Consider the following 17,072-nt stretch of genomic DNA (forward strand, 5'->3'; position numbering starts at 1 on the left):
GAGTGCGACCATCTGCTCGCCGACCTGGAGGGCGCCCGCGAGACGCTGGCCGCCGAGCTGCGGCGCCGGCCCGACAGGAAGCCGTACGCCGCCGCCGTCCAGGCCCTCGACGGCGCCGTGAAGAAGGTCGCGCTGCTCGAAGACCAGGTGCGGGCCTACGAACAGCGGCTGCACGAGCGCGAGAAGGACGTCGGCAGGTCGCTGCGCCGGCTCACCGAGCTGGCGGCCGGACACGCCCTGCCCACGGCGCCGCCCGCGCTCGACAACCTGGAGCAGGCCCTGCGCACCGCCGAGACGACCGGCACGGTCTGGCACGACCGGCGCGCCGACGCCCGCGCCGCCAGGGAACGCGCCCAGCTCGCCGCCGACACCACCGGCGAATACCAGGAGCTCGCGGTCAACGCCGTCGAACGGGCCGAGGACGCCGCGTCCGCCGCCATGGTGCTGGCCGAGAAACTGGCCGCCATCGAGTCCACGGTCGGCGCCGAACACCTGCGCGTCCTCGAACGCCTGCAGGACGCCCAGACCGCCTACCAGACCTGCCGCCGCCTCATCAAGTCCGTCAACGACGCCCTCGGCGGGCTCAATGCCCGGCTCGGCCAGCTCAGGGGAGAGCTCGGCACGGCCGAGGAGAAGCACACCGAGGCCGGCCAGGTGCGCGACACGGTCTCCGAACGGCTCCGGCGGCTGGCGGGCGGGCACCTGCCGGCCGACGCGCGGGTGACGGTCGACCTGGCGGCCGACGCCGGGGTCCGGGCGGTGCTGGAGTCGGCCAGGGCGGTGGCCGAGCAACTGGCGGCGGTGCCGTACGAGCAGAAGAACGTCAGGGAGGCCGAGGCGCGGCTGCAGGACGCCTTCCACCACGCCAGGGAGATCCTCGCCGACCGGGCGGATCTGGAGCTCGCGCCCGACGACGACGTTCAGATGCTGACGGCCACCGTCAGCGGCGTCCGGGCGGGGGCCGCGGCGCTCAGCAAGGCGCTGCGCAAGGAGCGCGACGATCGGCGTTCGGACATCACGGAGGTGGAACGCGACCTGTTCGACCGGACGCTGGCCGGTGACACGCGCCGGCACCTCGCCGACCGGATCAGGCAGGCGACCGCGCTCGTGGAAGGCATGAACCAGCGCCTCGAACGGGTCCGCACCGCCTCCCGTGTGGCCGTGCGGCTGGTGTGGCAGGTCGATCCGGCGCAGTCCGCGGGCACCCGCGCCGCCCGTGACCTGCTGCTGCGCGACCCGGCCGGGCTGAACGAGGCCGACAGGGAGGCCCTCTACGTCTTCTTCCGCGACCGGGTGGAGACGGCGCGGGCCGACAACTCCTCGGCGAGCTGGGAGGACCAGCTCATGAAGGTGCTCGACTACACGGCCTGGCACCGGTTCGTGGTCAAGCTGGACCGAGGCGACGGGCACGGGTGGCAGGACCTCACCAGGAAGCTGCACGGGGCGCTGTCCGGCGGGGAGAAGGCGATCGCGCTGCACCTGCCGCTGTTCGCCGCCGTGGCCGCGCATTATCAGACCGATCCGGGGTGCCCGCGGTTCATCCTGCTGGACGAGGTGTTCGTGGGGGTGGACAAGACCAACCGGGGGCAGGTGTTCGATCTGCTGGTGGACCTGCGGCTGGACCTGGTGCTCACGTCCGACCACGAGTGGTGCGAATACCGCGAGCTGGACGGGATCGCCATCCACCAGCTCATCACCGGGGACGGTGACGACGCGGTGACCACGGCCCGCTTCGTCTGGAACGGCTACCGTACGGTGCCGGCCGAATGACTCGGCGACCCGATGCGCCAGGGCACCAGGCGCGGCAGCCCGTTCCCGAGCGGCTGCGGGCCGCCGGGCTGCGGCCGGTGTGGCGGGCCCTGCACGAGCGTCTGTCCTCGGGGCAGCAGGTCAGCCGGGTCAAGGTGAGCGGGCTGGAGCCCGGTGAGCAGGCCGCCATCGCCGACCTGCTCGGCCTCGACCGCTATCCGGGCCCGTCGATCACGCTCGACGTCGCCCGGCTCGAAGGCGTGCTGGGCGGGCTCGACGTGCGTACCGTCACCGAGCAGATCATCGGGCCGCTCGACGACCGCAGGCGCAGGCGGGCCGAGCTGCGGCTCGAACGCGAGGCGCTGCTCGACTGGTTCACCGCGCATCCGGTGGTCGCGGCGCAGCCCGCGCTGCTGGTGCTGTCCGCCGTCCGCGCCGGTCGCGACCTGCTCGAACGGGCTCTCGCCGTGCTCGCCGCGCTGCCCGCGTCCGGCCGGCCGCTGGCGGCGGTGGCGGCCGACGTCACCGGCGACCCGCACGCCCTCGACGATGGCACCCGGCTGTCCGCGCTGGTCATGAAGGCGTTGTCGGCGCTCTACGACGTGCCCGCACCGGAGGGCGCCCAGGCGCGGCGAGCTCTGTGGGAACGTGCCGGCGTGGCGTGCGACGCCCTGTCCACGACGGTGCTGGTCGCCGGTTTACGGCCCGCGGGCGACGGCGATCTGGCCAGGGTCCTGCGGATCTGGGACGGCCAGGCGAGCGTGATCACGCTCGCACACCTCCGCGACACCCTGACCGTGCGCGAACGCGATGTCTGGGTGGTGGAGAACCCGACCGTGCTGGCTCTTGCCCAGCGGCGCTTCGGCACCGCGTGCCCGCCCATGGTCTGCACCTCGGGCTGGCCGAACAGCGCCGTCATCCGGCTCCTGCGCTCGCTGCCCGGGACCCGGCTGCACTACCACGGCGACTTCGACGGGGAGGGGCTACGGATCGCGGCGTACACGATGGCCAAGACCGGGGCCGAGCCGTGGCGCATGTCCACCGCCGATTACCTACGCGCCCTGGAGATCCGGGCCCCGGAGTCCGGCGGGGCGTCCAGCGGGGAGACGGGTGGGGCGTCCAGTGGGGAGACCGGCGGGGCGTTCGGTGGGGCGGCCCATGGCACGTCGCCTGGCCCGTCCTCCAGGTTGCCGCCCGGCCGGGTGACCGACGCGCCATGGGACGCCGAGCTGGCCCCGGCCATGCGCTCGCACGGTGTCGCGATCCCGGAGGAGTTGGTCGCGGAGCGTCTGCTCGACGACCTGTGACGCCCGCGCTCTTACTGTGCAGAACAGTCGCTGACGATCCGGTGAAGGCGGCGGGCCTCCTGCAGCAGGCGGCTCGACCCCTTTCGCCCCGCCACCTCGGCCAGCACCTCTCCCGGTGCGCCCACTCGACCAGTCCGGCCAGGACACGCTCGAACTGCTCCGGCGTGATCGGCCAGCCGAAGGAGGCGATCTCGGAGGCGACCTCGGCGGGCGAGGCGATGGGCGGCACGAGGGCGGGGGCCGCGATGACGGCCAGCACCGGCGATGGCGGCGGCTCCGCCTCCACGACGATCTCCCCGTAGGCGGTGGAGATCAGCTCGCGCAACTCGGCGGGCAGCCCAGGGGCCGCCTCCCTGATCGCCGTGTGCCCGGCCGCGCCGGCGTGCCCGGCCAGCTTGACCGCCTGGCGTACGGCATCGGCCTGAACCGGCAGCGCGTCCTGCGCGAAGATCATGGACAGGGCGAGCAGACCGGCGTCCGCCCGGTCGGGCGCTTGGCGCACGGCCTCGCCCACCCACGAGACCGCCGCGCGCAGCAGCTTCTTCTCCGGCCGGAACGCCAGCGCCTGCACCGCCTCGGCGAACAGATCACCGCTCAGCAGCCCGGCGGCGTGCAGCTCACGGAGCCCGGCCAGCACCGGCTCGGCCGCCGCCATGGGCACGACGGGCAGGAGCCGCACATAGTCCTGAGCGCACCGGCTCAGCTCGTCGTGATCGAGCCGGAGCCGATCGAGCAGTCGCGCCAGCCCGGGCATGGCCGACGGGCCGTCACGCAGGAGCCGCCCGACGGCGCCGTCGATGACGGCCGCCCGGCTGAGCGCCCCGAGGTCGATCAGCGAGACGATCGTCTCGGTCAGCCGGTGAACGGTGAAGTCCTCGAGGCTGTCGGCCGTGAAGATGCGCGGGGCCAGATGGGGGAAGAGAGAGTCGCCCACCAGGTCCTCGACCCGCTTCGCCGCTGTTTCGGCTATCCAACCGGCTATGAACGGCTCGTCGTCCGGGGGCGCCATCCCGCTCTCCCGCACCAGCGTCGCGACGATCCCCCAGTGCCGGCGGTCGGGCAGCCGCATCCGCGCGGCCATCCGGCGGGCCACCTCTGCCCGCCACACCTCGGGACGGGGGCGAAGCACGGCGAGAACGTGCTCGGGCTTGAACGACGCCCACCCGAACTCCCGCCGGTAGAGCCAGCTCGCCACGGCGGCCGGGCCGGTGATGCACGCCGCCCCGGCGATGAGCAGCGGGGCGTTCTCGTGGCGCCACGCCCACGCGCCGTCGGTCTCCCTCCGGCGCCGGGCCACGTAGCCGGGCAGCTCGGCGGCGACCGCCCGGCGATCTGCGGCGCCGAGGCCGGTGACGAGCGCGAGGGTGCCGAAGGCGTCACCGGCCCTGACGCGTCTGGCGACGCGCTCCCAGACGGCCGAGCCGCCTGCGGACGGCGCTGGGCGGCCGGTGAACCCGGGCGTGACATCGAGAGTGACTGCGTCGTCGGACATGATCGGCAAGGTACGCGACCACGCCGACAATTCCGCCCGCACACCAGTCCGACAATTCGCCCGTCTACCGGCCCGAAGACCGCCCGCCTACCAGCCCGGCTCCGTGGGCGCGCCGAGCTGGTCCCCCCAGGGCGGATCGGCGCCCGGGACCGAGCACGTCAGGGCCGACACCCGCACCGCGAACTCCGCCGCCGCCACCGCCGCCCCCAGCTCCAGGGCGTCGAGCCGCCCGCCCAGGAACCCGTGCGAGCCGAGGTGATGCAGCAGCCCGGCGGTGAACGAGTCACCCGCGCCGACGGTGTCCACGACCTCGACCCGCGGCGCCCGTACCGGAGCCCGCTCGCCGTCGAGTGAGACCAGCGCGCCCGCCGCGCCCCTGGTGACGACGATGAGCCGGGCGCCGGCGGCGTGCCAGACGTCGCAGGCGCGCTCCAGGGACGTGCCGGGCATGAGGAACCCGAGGTCGTCGTCGCTGAGTTTGAGGATGTCGGCCGACTCGCACCAGCGCGCCACCGGGTAGTCCTCCCGGGAGGCGAGGCTGGGGCGCACGTTCGGGTCGATCGAGATCGTGGCGCGTCCGGCGGCGGCCCGTACGAACTCCTCGACCGCCGTCCTGCCGGGGCTCCTGACCAGCGCGAGCGAGCCGGTGTGCAGGCAGGAGGCCGGGCCGAGGCGCGCGAGGTCCAGCTCGTACGGGCGCCACTGCCAGTCGGCGGTGCCGTCGGCGTAGAAGGTGTACTCGGCCTGTCCGCGCGCGTCGAGGGCGGCGACGGCCAGCGTGCTGGGCTCGCCGGCCTCGACGGCTTCCGACAGGTCCACACCCGACGAGGTCAGGTGCGCGCGGAACAGCTCCCCGAACACGTCGCGCGAGATACGGCCGAGAAAGCGGGCGTGGGTGCCGAGCCGCGCCAGCGCCACCGCCGTGTTCGCCGGCCCGCCACCCGGCAACACCCGCAACGCCAGCCCGGCCGCCGGCCGCCGGCCCACCTGCCCGGTCGCCGGTCCGTGCCCCATCTGCCCGGCCGCCGACCCCTGCCCCACCTGCCCCATCAGCCCGGCCGCCGGCCGCCGCGACGTCTGCCCGGCCGTCTGTCCGCCGTCCCGCACGTCGTCTTCGGGCGGCGGGCCGGCGAAGCCGTCGGCGACGCACTCGCCCAGAACAGCGATCATCGGGTCTGCCTTTCCGGCATGTTGCCGATTCGTTACGGCACGGGGGCATTGACGTTCGTCGGATCGGAGTTCATCATCGCAGCACGGCCGATGTCAACGTTGACATATGTCAACGTTGACATCGAATCACCCCCGATAGGAACCGCCCATGAACGGAAAGTTTCCGGCCGGACTCCTCGTCACCGCCCTTCTCGTCGCCGGCTGCGGTGGCGCGGGCGGCGGTCAGACCGCCGCCGCCACCCCTAAGGTCGGCCTGATCACCAAGACCGACACGAACCCGTTCTTCGTCAAGATGAAGGACGGCGCCCAGAAGGCCGCCCAGGCCAACGGCATGGAGCTGATGAGCGCCGCGGGCAAGTTCGACGGCGACAACGCCTCCCAGATCACCGCCATCGAGAACATGGTCGCCGGAGGCGTGAAGGGCATCCTCATCACCCCGAGCGACACCAAGGCCATCGTCCCGGCCATCAAGAAGGCGCGCGACGCAGGCGTGCTCGTCATCGCCCTCGACACCCCGACGGAACCGCAGGACGCCACGGACGCGCTGTTCGCCACCGACAACTTCAAGGCGGGCGAGCTGATCGGCCAGTACGCCAAGGCCGCCATGGCCGGCAAGCCCGCCAAGATCGCCACCCTGGACCTGGCACCCGGCATCACCGTCGGCGAGCTCAGGCACGACGGTTTCCTCAAGGGGTTCGGCATCGCGGCGGGCGACCCCTCCGTCGTCTGCTCCCAGGACACCCGGGGCGACCAGGCCAAGGGCCAGACCGCCATGGAGAACTGCCTGCAGAAGGCCCCCGGCATCAACCTCGTCTACACCATCAACGAGCCCGCCGCGCTCGGCGCGTACACGGCACTGAAGGCCAAGGGCCGCGACAAGGAGGTGCTGATCGTCTCCGTGGACGGCGGCTGCACCGGCACCAAGGCCGTGCAGGCGGGTCAGATCGCCGCCACCAGCCAGCAGTACCCGCTCAAGATGGCCGAGGACGGCGTCAAGGCGGTGGCCACGTTCGCCAAGAGCGGCCAGAAGGCCGCCGGCTACACCGACACGGGCGTCACCCTGATCACCGACAAGGCCGTGACCGGCGTCGAAGGCAAGGACACCGCCTTCGGCCTGGCGAACTGCTGGGGCTGAGGATGGCCGTCCTGGAAGCATCGCCGGCACGCCGCCTGATCAGCACCCCCGTCGCGGGCCCGCTGGCGGCGCTCCTGCTGGCCTGCCTGTTCTTCGGGTTCAACTCCGCCCAGTTCTTCACCGGCCCGAACTTCTCCCTGATCATCCAGCAGGTCATGGTGGTCGGCACCCTCGCCATCGGGCAGACCCTGATCATCCTGACGGCGGGCATCGACCTGTCGAACGGCGCGATCATGGCGTTCGGCGGCATCGTGATGACCAAACTGGCCGTGGACAGCGGCCTGCCGCCGCTGGCGGCCGTCGCCGCCGGGCTCGCCGTCTGCTCGGCGTTCGGGCTGCTCAACGGGTTGCTGGTGACGCGGATCTCGCTGCCGCCGTTCATCGTCACGCTGGGCATGCTGAACGTGGTCTTCGCGCTCACCCACATCTACTCCAACGAGCAGACGGTCACGGAGTTGCCGGCGCTGCTCACGGTTCTGGGCGAGACGTTCCAGGTCGGGCAGACGAACGTCACCTACGGCTCGCTGCTGACGATCGTGCTCTTCGTGCTGTTCGCGTACCTGCTGGGATCGACGGCGTGGGGCCGGCACGTGTACGCGCTCGGCAACAACCCCGAGGTCGCCCGCCTGACCGGCATCAGGACCAGCCGCCTGACCATCGGCGTCTACACCCTCGCCGGCTTCGTGTACGGCATCGCCGCCCTGCTCCTGGTCTCCCGCACCGGAGTCGGCGACCCGCAGGCCGGCCAGACCGACAACCTCGACAGCATCACCGCGGTCGTCCTCGGCGGCACGAGCCTGTTCGGCGGCCGTGGCCTGGTGATCGGCACGCTCGTCGGCGCGCTCATCGTCGGGGTGTTCCGCAACGGCCTGCAGCTCATGGGCGTACCGCCGATCTACCAGACCCTCATCACCGGCATCCTGGTGATCCTCGCCGTCGCCGTCGACCAGCTCTCCCGCAGGAGGAACCGATGACCACCCCGGTGCTCCAGGCCCGCGGCCTGGTCAAGCGGTACGGCCACGTGACCGCCCTCGACGGCGCCGACTTCGACCTGATGCCCGGCGAGGTGCTCGCGGTCATCGGCGACAACGGCGCGGGCAAGACCAGCCTGATCAAGGCGCTGACCGGAGCCCTGCAGCCCGACTCGGGCGAGATGTGGCTCGACGGCGAGCCGGTGCGCTTCCGCGACCCCCTCGACGCGCGCCGGCACGGCATCGAGACCGTCTACCAGGACCTCGCGATCGCGGCCTCGCTCGACATCGCGACGAACATGTTCCTCGGCCGCGAGGTGCGTAAGCCCGGCGTGCTCGGCCGGGTCTTCCGGATGCTGGACAAGAAGCACATGCGTGAGGAGTCGGCCAGGCACATGGCCGAGCTCAAGATCGGGCTGCGCTCGCTCACCCAGCCGGTCGAGTCGCTGTCCGGCGGGCAGCGGCAGGGCGTCGCCGTGGCCAGGGCGGTCGCCTGGGCCACCCACGTGGTGGTCATGGACGAGCCCACGGCGGCGCTCGGTGTCAAGGAGTCCGGCCAGGTGCTCGACATGATCAGGCGGGTCCGCGACGGTGGCACGCCCGTGGTCCTGATCAGCCACAACATGCCGCACGTATTCGAGATCGCCGACCGCGTCCACGTCCAGCGCCTGGGCCGCAGGGTCGCCGAGATCGTGCCAGGCGACCACAGCATGGCCGAGGTGGTGGCCATCATGACCGGCGCGCTCCAGGTGTCGGACGGCAAGGCCGTGGTGGCCGACAAGGACGCGGCCAAGGCCATCGGCCTGTCCTGATGAGCCACTAGCATGGGCCGGATGCGGCGTCCGACGATGACAGATGTGGCTCGTGAGGTGGGAGTCACGGCCAAGACCGTCTCGCGGGTGCTCAACGACGAGGGCCCCGTCGCCGTGGAGACCCGCGAACGCGTCATGGCGGCCGTGCGCAGGCTGGGCTACCAGCCCAACCTGATGGCCCGCAACATGCGCGTCGGCGCGCGGGACGCCGCGATCGGGCTCGTCATCCCCGAAATGGGCAACCCGTTCTTCGGTACGGTCGCGGGCGGCGTCGAAAGCGCCATTCGCGACCGCGGCCTCACCCTCATCATCGGCTCCTCCAGCGAGAACGCCGGCCTGGAGCAGTCGCTGATCGCCACGTTCCTGGCCCGGCGGGTGAGCGCGCTCATCGTCGTGCCCGCGGCCACCAGCGACCACCGCCACCTGCGTACCGAGCGCGTGGCCGGCCTGCCGATCGTCTTCCTCGACCGCCCGGCCGTCGGGCTCACGGCCGACACCGTGGTCAGCGCCAACCGGCAGGGCGCCCAGACCGGCGTCGCCCACCTGATCGCCCACGGCCACCGCCGGGTCGGCTTCGTCGGCGACCTGCCCGCCACCCTCTACACCCGCCGCGAGCGCTTCCAGGGCTACCGCGACGCCCTGGCCCTGGCGGGCCTGCCGTTCGAGCGCGCGCTGGTCGACACCGGCCACGACCAGGAGGCCGCGGCCGCTGCCACACTGCGTCTGTTAGCGCTGCCGGATCCGCCCACGGCCCTGTTCGCGGCCAACAACCTCGCCTCCATGGGCGCGGTGGTGGCGCTGTCGCGGACCCGCCGCCCGGACGTGGCGCTCGTCGGCTTCGACGACCTGGCTCTGGCCGAGGTTCTCGACCCGCCGCTGACGGTCGTGGCCCAGGACCCGGCGGGCATGGGAGCGATGGCGGCGGAGCTGGCACTGTCACGGCTCGACGGCGACCGGTCGAAGGCCCGCCGGTCGCTGGTGCCCACCCGTCTGATCGCCCGGGGCTCCGGGGAACTGCCCGCGCCTCCGGGCTGACTTGGGACGGTGCTCGGCCGGCCCGGAATTGTCGGTGCGGGCGTGTTGAATATGCCGCATGGAGACGGACACCAACAGACGCGGGATGTTCTGGGAGATGCTCGCCGGCCGGGTTCCGCCACCGCCCGCGGCCGCGCTTCTGGGGTGGGAGCTCGTCGAGGTGGACCCGGAGCAGGGCAGCATCGAGGTGGCGTTCCAGGCGAGCGATCAGTTCGTCAATCCCGTCGGGGTGATCCAGGGCGGCTTCCTGGCCGCGATGCTCGACGACACCCTGGGCCCGGCGCTGGTCGCGACGTTGCCGGAGCACCAGTTCGCGCCGACCATGGACCTTCACGTGCAGTTCTTACGCCCGGCCCGGCCCGGCCGGATCGTCGGGCGGGGCCGGGTCATCCAGCGGGGTAAGGAGGTGGCCTTCCTCGCCGGCGAGCTGATCGGCCCCGACGGCAAGATGGTCGCCACCGCGACCGCGACCACCCGGATTCAGACCATGCGTCAGTGACCGTGGGCATCGGCGAGCGTCCTGCGGCCTCGCAAACCTAGCCACGCGCCGCAACCTGAGCCGTGTCGCAGGTCGTGCGGCGGCTTCGCAGGTTGAGCCGATTTCGCGACCTGAGCCGTGTCCGCAGGCCGAGCCATGCCCACACGTCATGCCACGCCCCGCAGAGTGAGCTGCGTCCACGGCCGGCAGCGGACCTGCGCGGTGCGTCCCCCTAGGCGGACGAGCTCCTGAGTTTGTCATAACCGACGAAGCGGAACATCTGCTCGCACGACCCCAAAGTCTGCGGCTCACCGGTGAAACGATGGACGCCGACGCCGAAGCCCGCGGCCGGATCCGACAGCCACTGCCGTTCGAGGCCGACCTCTTCGAACCACGCGCAGACCAGCGGCACCCGGTCGGGCGCGCCGCGATGGCGCGTCCAGATCACCGTGGCGCCGGCGGCGCACAGCCGCGGGCAGAAGCCGACGGTGCGCTTGATGTCATCATCGCTGACGTTGCCGAAGATCCCGCAGGCCAGCACGAGGTCCGCCGGCGTCATGCCCTGATAATGATCGATCAGCGCGGCATCGCCCGTCACCACGTCGACCTGCTCCAGCCGGGCCGCCTCGGCCAGGGTCCGAGCGGCGGCGGTGTTACGCGGGTCCAGCTCCACCAGACGCGCCCGCACGTCGTCACGGCGCGGATGCTCCGCCAGCACGGGGAGGAGGTCACGGCCCTGGCCCGCGCACAGACTGATCACCCGCACCGGGCCCGGAGCGGCGGCGTCCAGTGCCAGCCGGATGCGCTCCTGAACGACGCCCAGGCGCCGGGCCAGGTAGGAGTCGGGGCGATCGTACTCCTCATGCCAGCTCTGCCAGTCCATGGCAAGATCTTAAAAGCCTGCCTCCAACCTGGCCATCGACTTCCGCTAGGGCCGGCAGCTGACCCCGTACCCGAGCGGGCGCGATCGGCAGTCCGCTGCATCGGAGTACGGATCAACCGGGCCCTGGAGCCGAGCGGGCGTGATCAGCAGTGCGCCACGCCGGGGTAGGGGTCGGTCGAGGTCCACACGTTCACCGCCGCCACGTATCCCCGACGACCGGTCGAGTCGCCGTAGGTGTAGTACCAGATGGTGTTGCCGCCGCCGTGCTGCTGGCCGGTCGTGTAGCAGTCGAAGTAGCTGAACGTCGGGAGCAGGTGATCGACGACCGTCTCCGGATTGCCGTTGGGCCGCTCGTACCGTGGCGCGGCGTAGATCGGGGCGTTGTAGGCGTTGCCGCAATACAGATCCCCCGCACAGCCGTGGTCGCCGCTCCGATGGAGACCGTTCACCGTTTCGCCGGGGGACGCTCTGGCGAGTGACGCGCATCTGGCCGATCATCGACACAGATGATCCTGACGAAAGGTCAAAAGACATGTTCGGCGAAGCTCGTCACCAGGTGTCGCGTGGCATCACGGCCGCGATCGTCGTGGCCGCCGGTCTGCTCGTGGGCAGTGGGCCGGCTTGGGGCACCGCCGCGCCCGCCCGCATGGTTGCGGGTGCCTGCGCTCCCGAGGCACCTGTCTGCCATGAGATCCGCGGGGTTCCCGGCGACTACTACCCCTGGTTCAGGGTCCAGTCCGTCCCTGCGACGGTGATCTTCTCCTTCACTGTCAATGGAACTCCAACCCCGGGTTCCCTGTCGACGATCACCACAGGGACCACGGTCGAAGGGGAATTCTGGCCGGTTTCGGTCCTGGTCGCAGGTGACCGGGTGTGCATGCGGTACACCGGCCGTGACGAGAACCACTGCGCGATCACGCCGGGATGATCAGGGGGGAGCGATGATCGTGCGCCTCAGAGCCGCCGGGGCGAGTCGGGTTGTGCGGGGGCCGTCCGGGCTGTCAGCCGAGGTCGGTGCCGGGTGTGGGGGTGCCGAAATCCTCGGTGATCCCGGCGCGGATGGCGGCCAGTGCCTGCCGCCGCGCCCGCGACTTGCTTTCCGCGTGCGCCGGCAGGTCGAGGGAGGTCAGTGACTCCGCGACGCCCCGGGCGGTGTCCCAGACCCGGGCCGGCTCCACCGTCCGGTCCAGGAAGCCGGCCGCGACGCCGTCCTCGGGGGAGAAGATCTCGGCGAGCGTCAACGCTCTGATGAAGCAGGCGGGGGTGAGCCGCTGCCGGAGGATCTCGACCGCGGCGTACGGCATCGGGATCCCGAGCGCCACCTCGTTGGCGGTCAGCCGGTACGGCCCGGCCGCCCCCACCCGGTAGTCGCCCGACAGCAGCAGGAACACCCCCATCGCCACCGCGTGCCCGGTGCAGGCGACCACCACCGGCGTGGGGAACGACAACAGCCGCGCCGCCAGCTCGAAGCCGCCGCGCACCATGGCACCGGCATCCGGGCCACCCGCTTGCAGCGTGCCCAGGTCGAACCCGGCCGAGAAGATCCCCTCCCGGCCGCCGAGCAGCACGACCGCCGAGTCGGCCGCGGCACGGTCGAGGGCGGCGCCGAGCTCGGTGATCATCGGGAGCGAGATGGCGTTGACCTTGCCGTCGTCCATGGTGATCGTGGCGACGGAGTCTTTGAGCTGGTAGGTGACGAGCGTGCCCATGGCGGCCTCTTCCGGTCGGGGTGCTCCCAGAATAATATTCCGGAGGCTAGGCGTCACGGAGGCCGGCGAACAGGTCCTCCTCCTGGTCGGGAGCGCCGACCTTGTTGAGCTTCCGCTCGAACGCCTCGTGCGAGAACGCCTCCTGCTGGGCCTGCTCGGGCATGCGCAGCAGGAAGATGTTGTCGCCCTGGCTCTCGTGGGCCCGGAGGGACTTGAGCTTACGCTCGACCTGGGCGGAGACGTCGACGACGGCGGTGACCCGGTCGTCGGGGGTGCCGAAGTCGTCGGAAGGCTGGAAGTCGCCGAGATCGATCCCGCTGTCGCGCATCATCTCGAACATGCGCTTGATCGCCGCCCGGGGGATGGCCGTGTAGTAGAGCTTGTCGGGAATGCCGCTCGATTCGGTGGCCGCCACCGTGACGCGGTGGGTCTGGACGTGGTCTGGATGGCCGTAACCGCCGCCGCCGGTCTCGTCGTAGGTGACCACGACCTGTGGCCGGTAACGCTCCATCAGCTCGGCCAGCCGGGTGGCGGCGGTCTCGACGGGCACGTTGGCGAACGCGTCCGGGTGGTCGTTGGCCGGCCAGCCGACCATGCCGGAGTCACGGTAGCCGAGCAGCTCCAGGTGGTCGATGCCGAGATGGGCGACCGACGCGCGCAGCTCGGTGAGCCGCAGCTCGGCGACGGCCGCGTCGTCGTGGCCGGCGTCGCCCGGCTTGACGCCGGCCTCGGCGTCGCCCTGCTCGCCGTTGGTGCAGGTGACCAGCACCGTGCGGATGCCCTCCTCGGTGTAGCGGGCCAGGATGCCGCCGGTGCTCAGGCATTCGTCGTCGGGGTGGGCGTGCACGACCATGAGGGTGAGTTGCCGATCCATGGGTCGAAACCTTACTCGGCGGCCCCGACAGTTCCGGGCCCGGAGTCGCGGGCGAGCCGGTCCGCCCGTGACCGGGCGGTGGCCGCGGCGGCGCGCTCGCCGAGGACGTCCGCCAGCGCCGCCTGCTTGAGCCAGTTGTACGGACTGCACGGCCGCACGTTGATCCGCTCGCTGACCAGCACCCGGGCCACGTCCCGCAGCCCGGCCCGCAGCGCCGCCTCCAGCAGCGTCTTCTGCACGGCGTCGCGCTGCGCGTGGCTCCCGCCGAACTCGTTGACCCGATGCCTGATCGGATACAGCAGATCCACCACCGACGTATAGTCCTGCCGCCCGAACGCCACGATCGCCCGGCACACCGGCAGCCCCACCCGCGCCGTCATGTCGCGGTTGGTCACCCCGGCCCGCGCCTCCAGCGTGTACGCCTCCCGGGAGGCGATCAGCTTCTCCGCGTCGCCGACGCGCCCCGCACCCACGTACGACATGACCGCGTGCATGTCGTTGAAGGCGTAGAACGGCTCGGCCACCCGCATCGGCCACGCGTTGGCCAGGGCCTGCCAGCGCTCGTGCTCCTCGAAGCCCTCCAGGCGGAGCCGCCAGAGCAGGGCGGCGGCGTCGAGGAGCTCCATGGAGGACTGCCCGTCGGCCAGCACCGCGTCGTAGACGGCCAGCGCCCGCGGCACGTCGCCGGCCTCCAGCGCGTACAGGCAGTAGTGCCACCAGCTGTGGACGTTGAAGAACGTGCCCGTCGACCAGTCCCGCGTCCGCGCGTCCAGGTAGCGGATGCCGTCGCCGAACCTGCCCTGCATCTCGTAGGTGTGCACCACCGCGTGGATGCCCCACACGTCGCGCGGGTTCAGCTCGACCGCCCGCAGCCCGGCCTCCTCCGACCGGTCGTAGTGCCCGGCCTCCTCCAGGCCGAAGGCGTACATGCCGAGCACGTGCCCGAAATGCGGGTCGTCCTCCCGCCACGCGCTCAGCGCGCCCCCGATCCGGTCGCGCAGCGAGCGGGCGTCGCCGGTGAAGAAGTCGATCTGGTGCCCGGCCGTCAGTGCCAGCGCGTCGCGCGGATGGGTCACGGTGATCTCGCCCAGCAGCGACCCGCACGTCAGCCAGTCGCCGTCGAGCAGGGCTTGGACGGCGGTGACGTGCGCGCGTTCGCGGGGGAGCAGCGCGCTCTCGTCGATCCTGCGGCGGAACGCCGCGAACCGCACCCGCGCCGTCCTCGCGTCCTCCACCTCGGTGGTCAGCAGCCCCAGGTACGCCGACAGGACGTTGCCCATCGGAAAATCGGGTGACTCGGCCAGCGCCGCGTTCGCCTCGGCGTCCACCTCGACCCGGAAGTGCAGCAACTCGTTGATCGCCCGGTCGTAGTGCCGGACCGCAGCGGCTCCGGCTCCGGTCACCGCGAGGCCGTGTTGATCGTTGGTCACGGTACCAATATACCCACCTCTCTGATCGGGAATAGGTGCCCGATCCCGGGGCACAGCAGGGTTCTCCGGCAACTCTTGGAGGAGCGGTGAACACTGCGGAACGGGCGGGACAGGCGGGACGCGAGGCGAAGGGCGCGGCACGGCGGGCGGTCCGCAGCCCGGCGATGAACGTGGCGGCGCGCGTGGGCCTGGCCTGCCGCGGGGTGTTGTACGCGCTGATCGGCGTGGTGGCCGTGCAGATCGGCCTCGGCGAGCGGACGAAGGAGGCCGACAAGGCGGGGGCCATCTCCACGCTGTCGGAGCTGCCCTTCGGCGCCGGGCTGTTGTGGATCATGACGGTGGGGTTCGCCGCGCTGGCGCTGTGGCAGGCGTCGGAGGCGATCCTGGGCGGCGGGAAGGCGATCGACCGGGTCGAGTCTGCCGCGCGGACAGGGGTGTACATCCTGATCTTCGCCACGCTGCTCAGCGTGTTGCTGAAGGGCAGCGCCCCCTCGGACGACCAGAAGTCGCAGGACCTGACGGCCAAGTTGCTGGACCTGCCGGGCGGGCAGATCATCGTGGGCGCGATCGGGCTCGGGCTCGTCGTGCTGGGCGTGCGCTGGGTGCACCAGGGCTTCACGAAGGGGTTCAGGAAGGAGCTCGACCGCGGCCGTATGTCCGCGCGGGCCCGTACCGTGATGGACCATCTCGGTTCCGGCGGGTACGTCGCCAGGGGCGCGATCGCCGCGCTGGCCGGGGTCTTCGTCGTCCAGGCGGCGATCACGTTCGACCCTGACAAGGCGGGCGGCATCGACGCGACGCTCAGGCAGTTCGCCGGCACGCCCGTGGGGCCGTGGCTGCTCGTCGTGGTGGCGCTGGGGCTGCTGCTCTTCGCCGCCTACTGCTTCGGCGAGTCCCGCTGGCGCCACACCTGAGCCACGCGCGGCACCGCAAGAGCAGCACGACCGCAAGAGCAGCGCGGCACCGCAAGAGCAGCGCGGCACCGCAAAAGCAGCACGGCACCGCAAGAGCCGCGCGCGACCCGCAAGAGCCGCGCGCGGCCGTTGAGGCTTACGCGGACTGTTTGGCGACGACGGCCCGGCCCATGGCCGGGTCGTCGCAGAACGCGCCGTCGACGCCCAGCTCGATGAGCCTGGCCAGCCAGCCCATCACGTTCCCGGTCGCCCGCGGGTAGACCGGACTGGCCGGGCTCCCGAGCCGGTAATCGGCCGGAAGCTGGGAGTTCTCATTGCGTATCGTCCAGACGTGCACGTCCAGCTTCCTGCGGTGCGCGTCGGCGATCAGCGTCGTCGGCTCCAAGGTCTGGCCGGCCGCGTTCACCGGCACCACCCGCCGCGTGTCCACGCCGACGCCCGCGGCGTACCGCGCCACCTCGCGCAGCCCGTCGGGCGTCACCATGTCGTCGTAGGTGCGGGTGTTCCCGGCGGCGACCCAGTCGTAGGGCGCGCCGCCGAAGGTGATGAGCTGGATCAGCGGCAGCCGGGTCCTGCCGCGCAGCTCGCGCAGGTTCGAGGTCTCGAAGGACTGGATGTACGCCTTGCGCACCTGATGCCGGTTCAGCACGTCGAGCAGCGGCTCCTCCAGCGACAACCCGATGGAGTCGAAGTACGTCGGATGCTTGGTCTCGGGATAGACGCCGACCCCGTGCTCCAGCGCGAGCCGCACGACCTCCTCGAACGTGGGGATCTCCGCCACCCCGTCGAACGCCGTGTTGTCGGGCCGCAGGTCGGGCACGCGCTCCTTGGCCCGCAGCGTCTTCAGCTCGGCCAGGGTGAAGTCCTCGGTGAACCAGCCGGTGACCGGCCGGCCGTCCACGGTCTTGGTGGCGCGCCGGTCCGCGAACTCGGGGTGCGCGGCGACGTCGGTCGTCCCGGAGATCTCGTTCTCGTGCCTGGCGACCAGCACGTGGTCCTTGGTGGAGACGAGGTCGGGCTCGATGTAGTCGGCCCCCATCGCGATGGCGGCCTCGTATGACAGGAGGGTGTGCTCGGGCCGGTGGGCGCTGGCGCCGCGGTGGCCGATCACGA

At 71.6% G+C, this 17,072-nt stretch carries 17 protein-coding genes; 10 read left to right on the top strand and 7 right to left on the bottom strand.

The window, feature by feature from the left end; genetic code table 11:
- The 3 genes from ACWD0F_RS50310 to ACWD0F_RS50320 form a co-directional block, all read left to right on the top strand.
- Positions 1-1,770: SbcC/MukB-like Walker B domain-containing protein (locus ACWD0F_RS50310; RefSeq protein ID WP_449890024.1), on the top strand; the 1,770-nt coding region annotated here is incomplete at its 5' end.
- Positions 1,767-3,056 carry a TIGR02679 family protein gene (locus tag ACWD0F_RS50315; protein WP_449890025.1) on the top strand — a complete coding sequence of 430 codons (1,290 nt, stop codon included), beginning with the start codon at positions 1,767-1,769 and terminating at the stop codon, positions 3,054-3,056. The genes ACWD0F_RS50310 and ACWD0F_RS50315, both read left to right, overlap by 4 nt.
- 164 nt (positions 3,057-3,220) lie before the next feature.
- Complete coding sequence (locus tag ACWD0F_RS50320; RefSeq protein ID WP_449890026.1) at positions 3,221-3,358, top strand: hypothetical protein; 138 nt, start codon at positions 3,221-3,223, stop codon at positions 3,356-3,358.
- Between the two features lie 1,277 nt (positions 3,359-4,635).
- On the opposite strand, the gene ACWD0F_RS50325 is transcribed toward ACWD0F_RS50320, so the two are convergent.
- On the bottom strand, positions 4,636-5,718 hold the full coding sequence (locus ACWD0F_RS50325; protein ID WP_449890027.1) for a carbohydrate kinase family protein: 1,083 nt from the start codon (positions 5,716-5,718) through the stop codon (positions 4,636-4,638).
- Positions 5,719-5,866: 148 nt separating this feature from the next.
- On the opposite strand from ACWD0F_RS50325, the gene ACWD0F_RS50330 reads away from it, so the two are divergent.
- The 5 genes from ACWD0F_RS50330 to ACWD0F_RS50350 are packed head-to-tail and all read left to right on the top strand — an operon-like array spanning position 5,867 to position 10,170.
- Entirely contained in the window at positions 5,867-6,853 is a 987-nt protein-coding gene (locus ACWD0F_RS50330) for a substrate-binding domain-containing protein (RefSeq protein WP_449890029.1), read from the top strand.
- A 2-nt stretch (positions 6,854-6,855) separates the two neighbouring features.
- Positions 6,856-7,827 carry an ABC transporter permease gene (locus ACWD0F_RS50335; RefSeq protein WP_449890030.1) on the top strand — a complete coding sequence of 324 codons (972 nt, stop codon included), beginning with the start codon at positions 6,856-6,858 and terminating at the stop codon, positions 7,825-7,827.
- On the top strand, positions 7,824-8,636 hold the full coding sequence (locus ACWD0F_RS50340) for an ATP-binding cassette domain-containing protein (protein ID WP_449890032.1): 813 nt from the start codon (positions 7,824-7,826) through the stop codon (positions 8,634-8,636). Before ACWD0F_RS50335 ends, ACWD0F_RS50340 begins: the two co-directional genes overlap by 4 nt.
- A 36-nt stretch (positions 8,637-8,672) precedes the next feature.
- On the top strand, positions 8,673-9,671 hold the full coding sequence (locus ACWD0F_RS50345; RefSeq protein ID WP_449890048.1) for a LacI family DNA-binding transcriptional regulator: 999 nt from the start codon (positions 8,673-8,675) through the stop codon (positions 9,669-9,671).
- Between the two features lie 58 nt (positions 9,672-9,729).
- Complete coding sequence (locus tag ACWD0F_RS50350) at positions 9,730-10,170, top strand: PaaI family thioesterase (RefSeq protein WP_449890034.1); 441 nt, start codon at positions 9,730-9,732, stop codon at positions 10,168-10,170.
- Positions 10,171-10,381: 211 nt separating this feature from the next.
- Here the strand turns inward: ACWD0F_RS50350 and ACWD0F_RS50355 are convergent, their stop codons facing one another.
- Both ACWD0F_RS50355 and ACWD0F_RS50360 read right to left on the bottom strand, forming a co-directional pair.
- Complete coding sequence (locus ACWD0F_RS50355; RefSeq protein ID WP_449890036.1) at positions 10,382-11,032, bottom strand: class I SAM-dependent methyltransferase family protein; 651 nt, start codon at positions 11,030-11,032, stop codon at positions 10,382-10,384.
- A gap of 143 nt (positions 11,033-11,175) precedes the next feature.
- Positions 11,176-11,481 carry a hypothetical protein gene (locus ACWD0F_RS50360; protein WP_449890038.1) on the bottom strand — a complete coding sequence of 102 codons (306 nt, stop codon included), beginning with the start codon at positions 11,479-11,481 and terminating at the stop codon, positions 11,176-11,178.
- Positions 11,482-11,507: 26 nt separating this feature from the next.
- Here ACWD0F_RS50360 and ACWD0F_RS50365 point away from each other — a divergent pair, with 26 nt between their 5' ends.
- Positions 11,508-11,960 (top strand): hypothetical protein, encoded by a 453-nt coding sequence (locus tag ACWD0F_RS50365; RefSeq protein ID WP_449890039.1) that lies wholly within the window; start codon positions 11,508-11,510, stop codon positions 11,958-11,960.
- A 73-nt stretch (positions 11,961-12,033) separates the two neighbouring features.
- Here ACWD0F_RS50365 and ACWD0F_RS50370 read toward each other — a convergent pair whose 3' ends face one another.
- From ACWD0F_RS50370 to ACWD0F_RS50380, 3 genes are read right to left on the bottom strand one after another with little or no spacing between them, the layout of a single operon-like run.
- Positions 12,034-12,741, bottom strand: a complete 708-nt coding sequence (locus ACWD0F_RS50370) for a crotonase/enoyl-CoA hydratase family protein (protein ID WP_449890041.1) — start codon at positions 12,739-12,741, stop codon at positions 12,034-12,036.
- Between the two features lie 46 nt (positions 12,742-12,787).
- Positions 12,788-13,615 carry a PIG-L family deacetylase gene (locus ACWD0F_RS50375; RefSeq protein WP_449890042.1) on the bottom strand — a complete coding sequence of 276 codons (828 nt, stop codon included), beginning with the start codon at positions 13,613-13,615 and terminating at the stop codon, positions 12,788-12,790.
- Between the two features lie 11 nt (positions 13,616-13,626).
- Complete coding sequence (locus ACWD0F_RS50380; RefSeq protein ID WP_449890044.1) at positions 13,627-15,045, bottom strand: tetratricopeptide repeat protein; 1,419 nt, start codon at positions 15,043-15,045, stop codon at positions 13,627-13,629.
- Positions 15,046-15,131: 86 nt separating this feature from the next.
- Between ACWD0F_RS50380 and ACWD0F_RS50385 the strand changes: the two genes are divergently transcribed.
- Entirely contained in the window at positions 15,132-15,959 is an 828-nt protein-coding gene (locus ACWD0F_RS50385; RefSeq protein WP_449890045.1) for a DUF1206 domain-containing protein, read from the top strand.
- A gap of 136 nt (positions 15,960-16,095) precedes the next feature.
- On the opposite strand, the gene ACWD0F_RS50390 is transcribed toward ACWD0F_RS50385, so the two are convergent.
- Positions 16,096-17,070, bottom strand: coding sequence for a glycerophosphodiester phosphodiesterase (locus tag ACWD0F_RS50390; protein WP_449890046.1), 975 nt, complete (start codon positions 17,068-17,070; stop codon positions 16,096-16,098).
- Positions 17,071-17,072: the final 2 nt, after the last annotated feature.

It is taken from the genome of Nonomuraea sp. NPDC002799, from assembly GCF_053592075.1.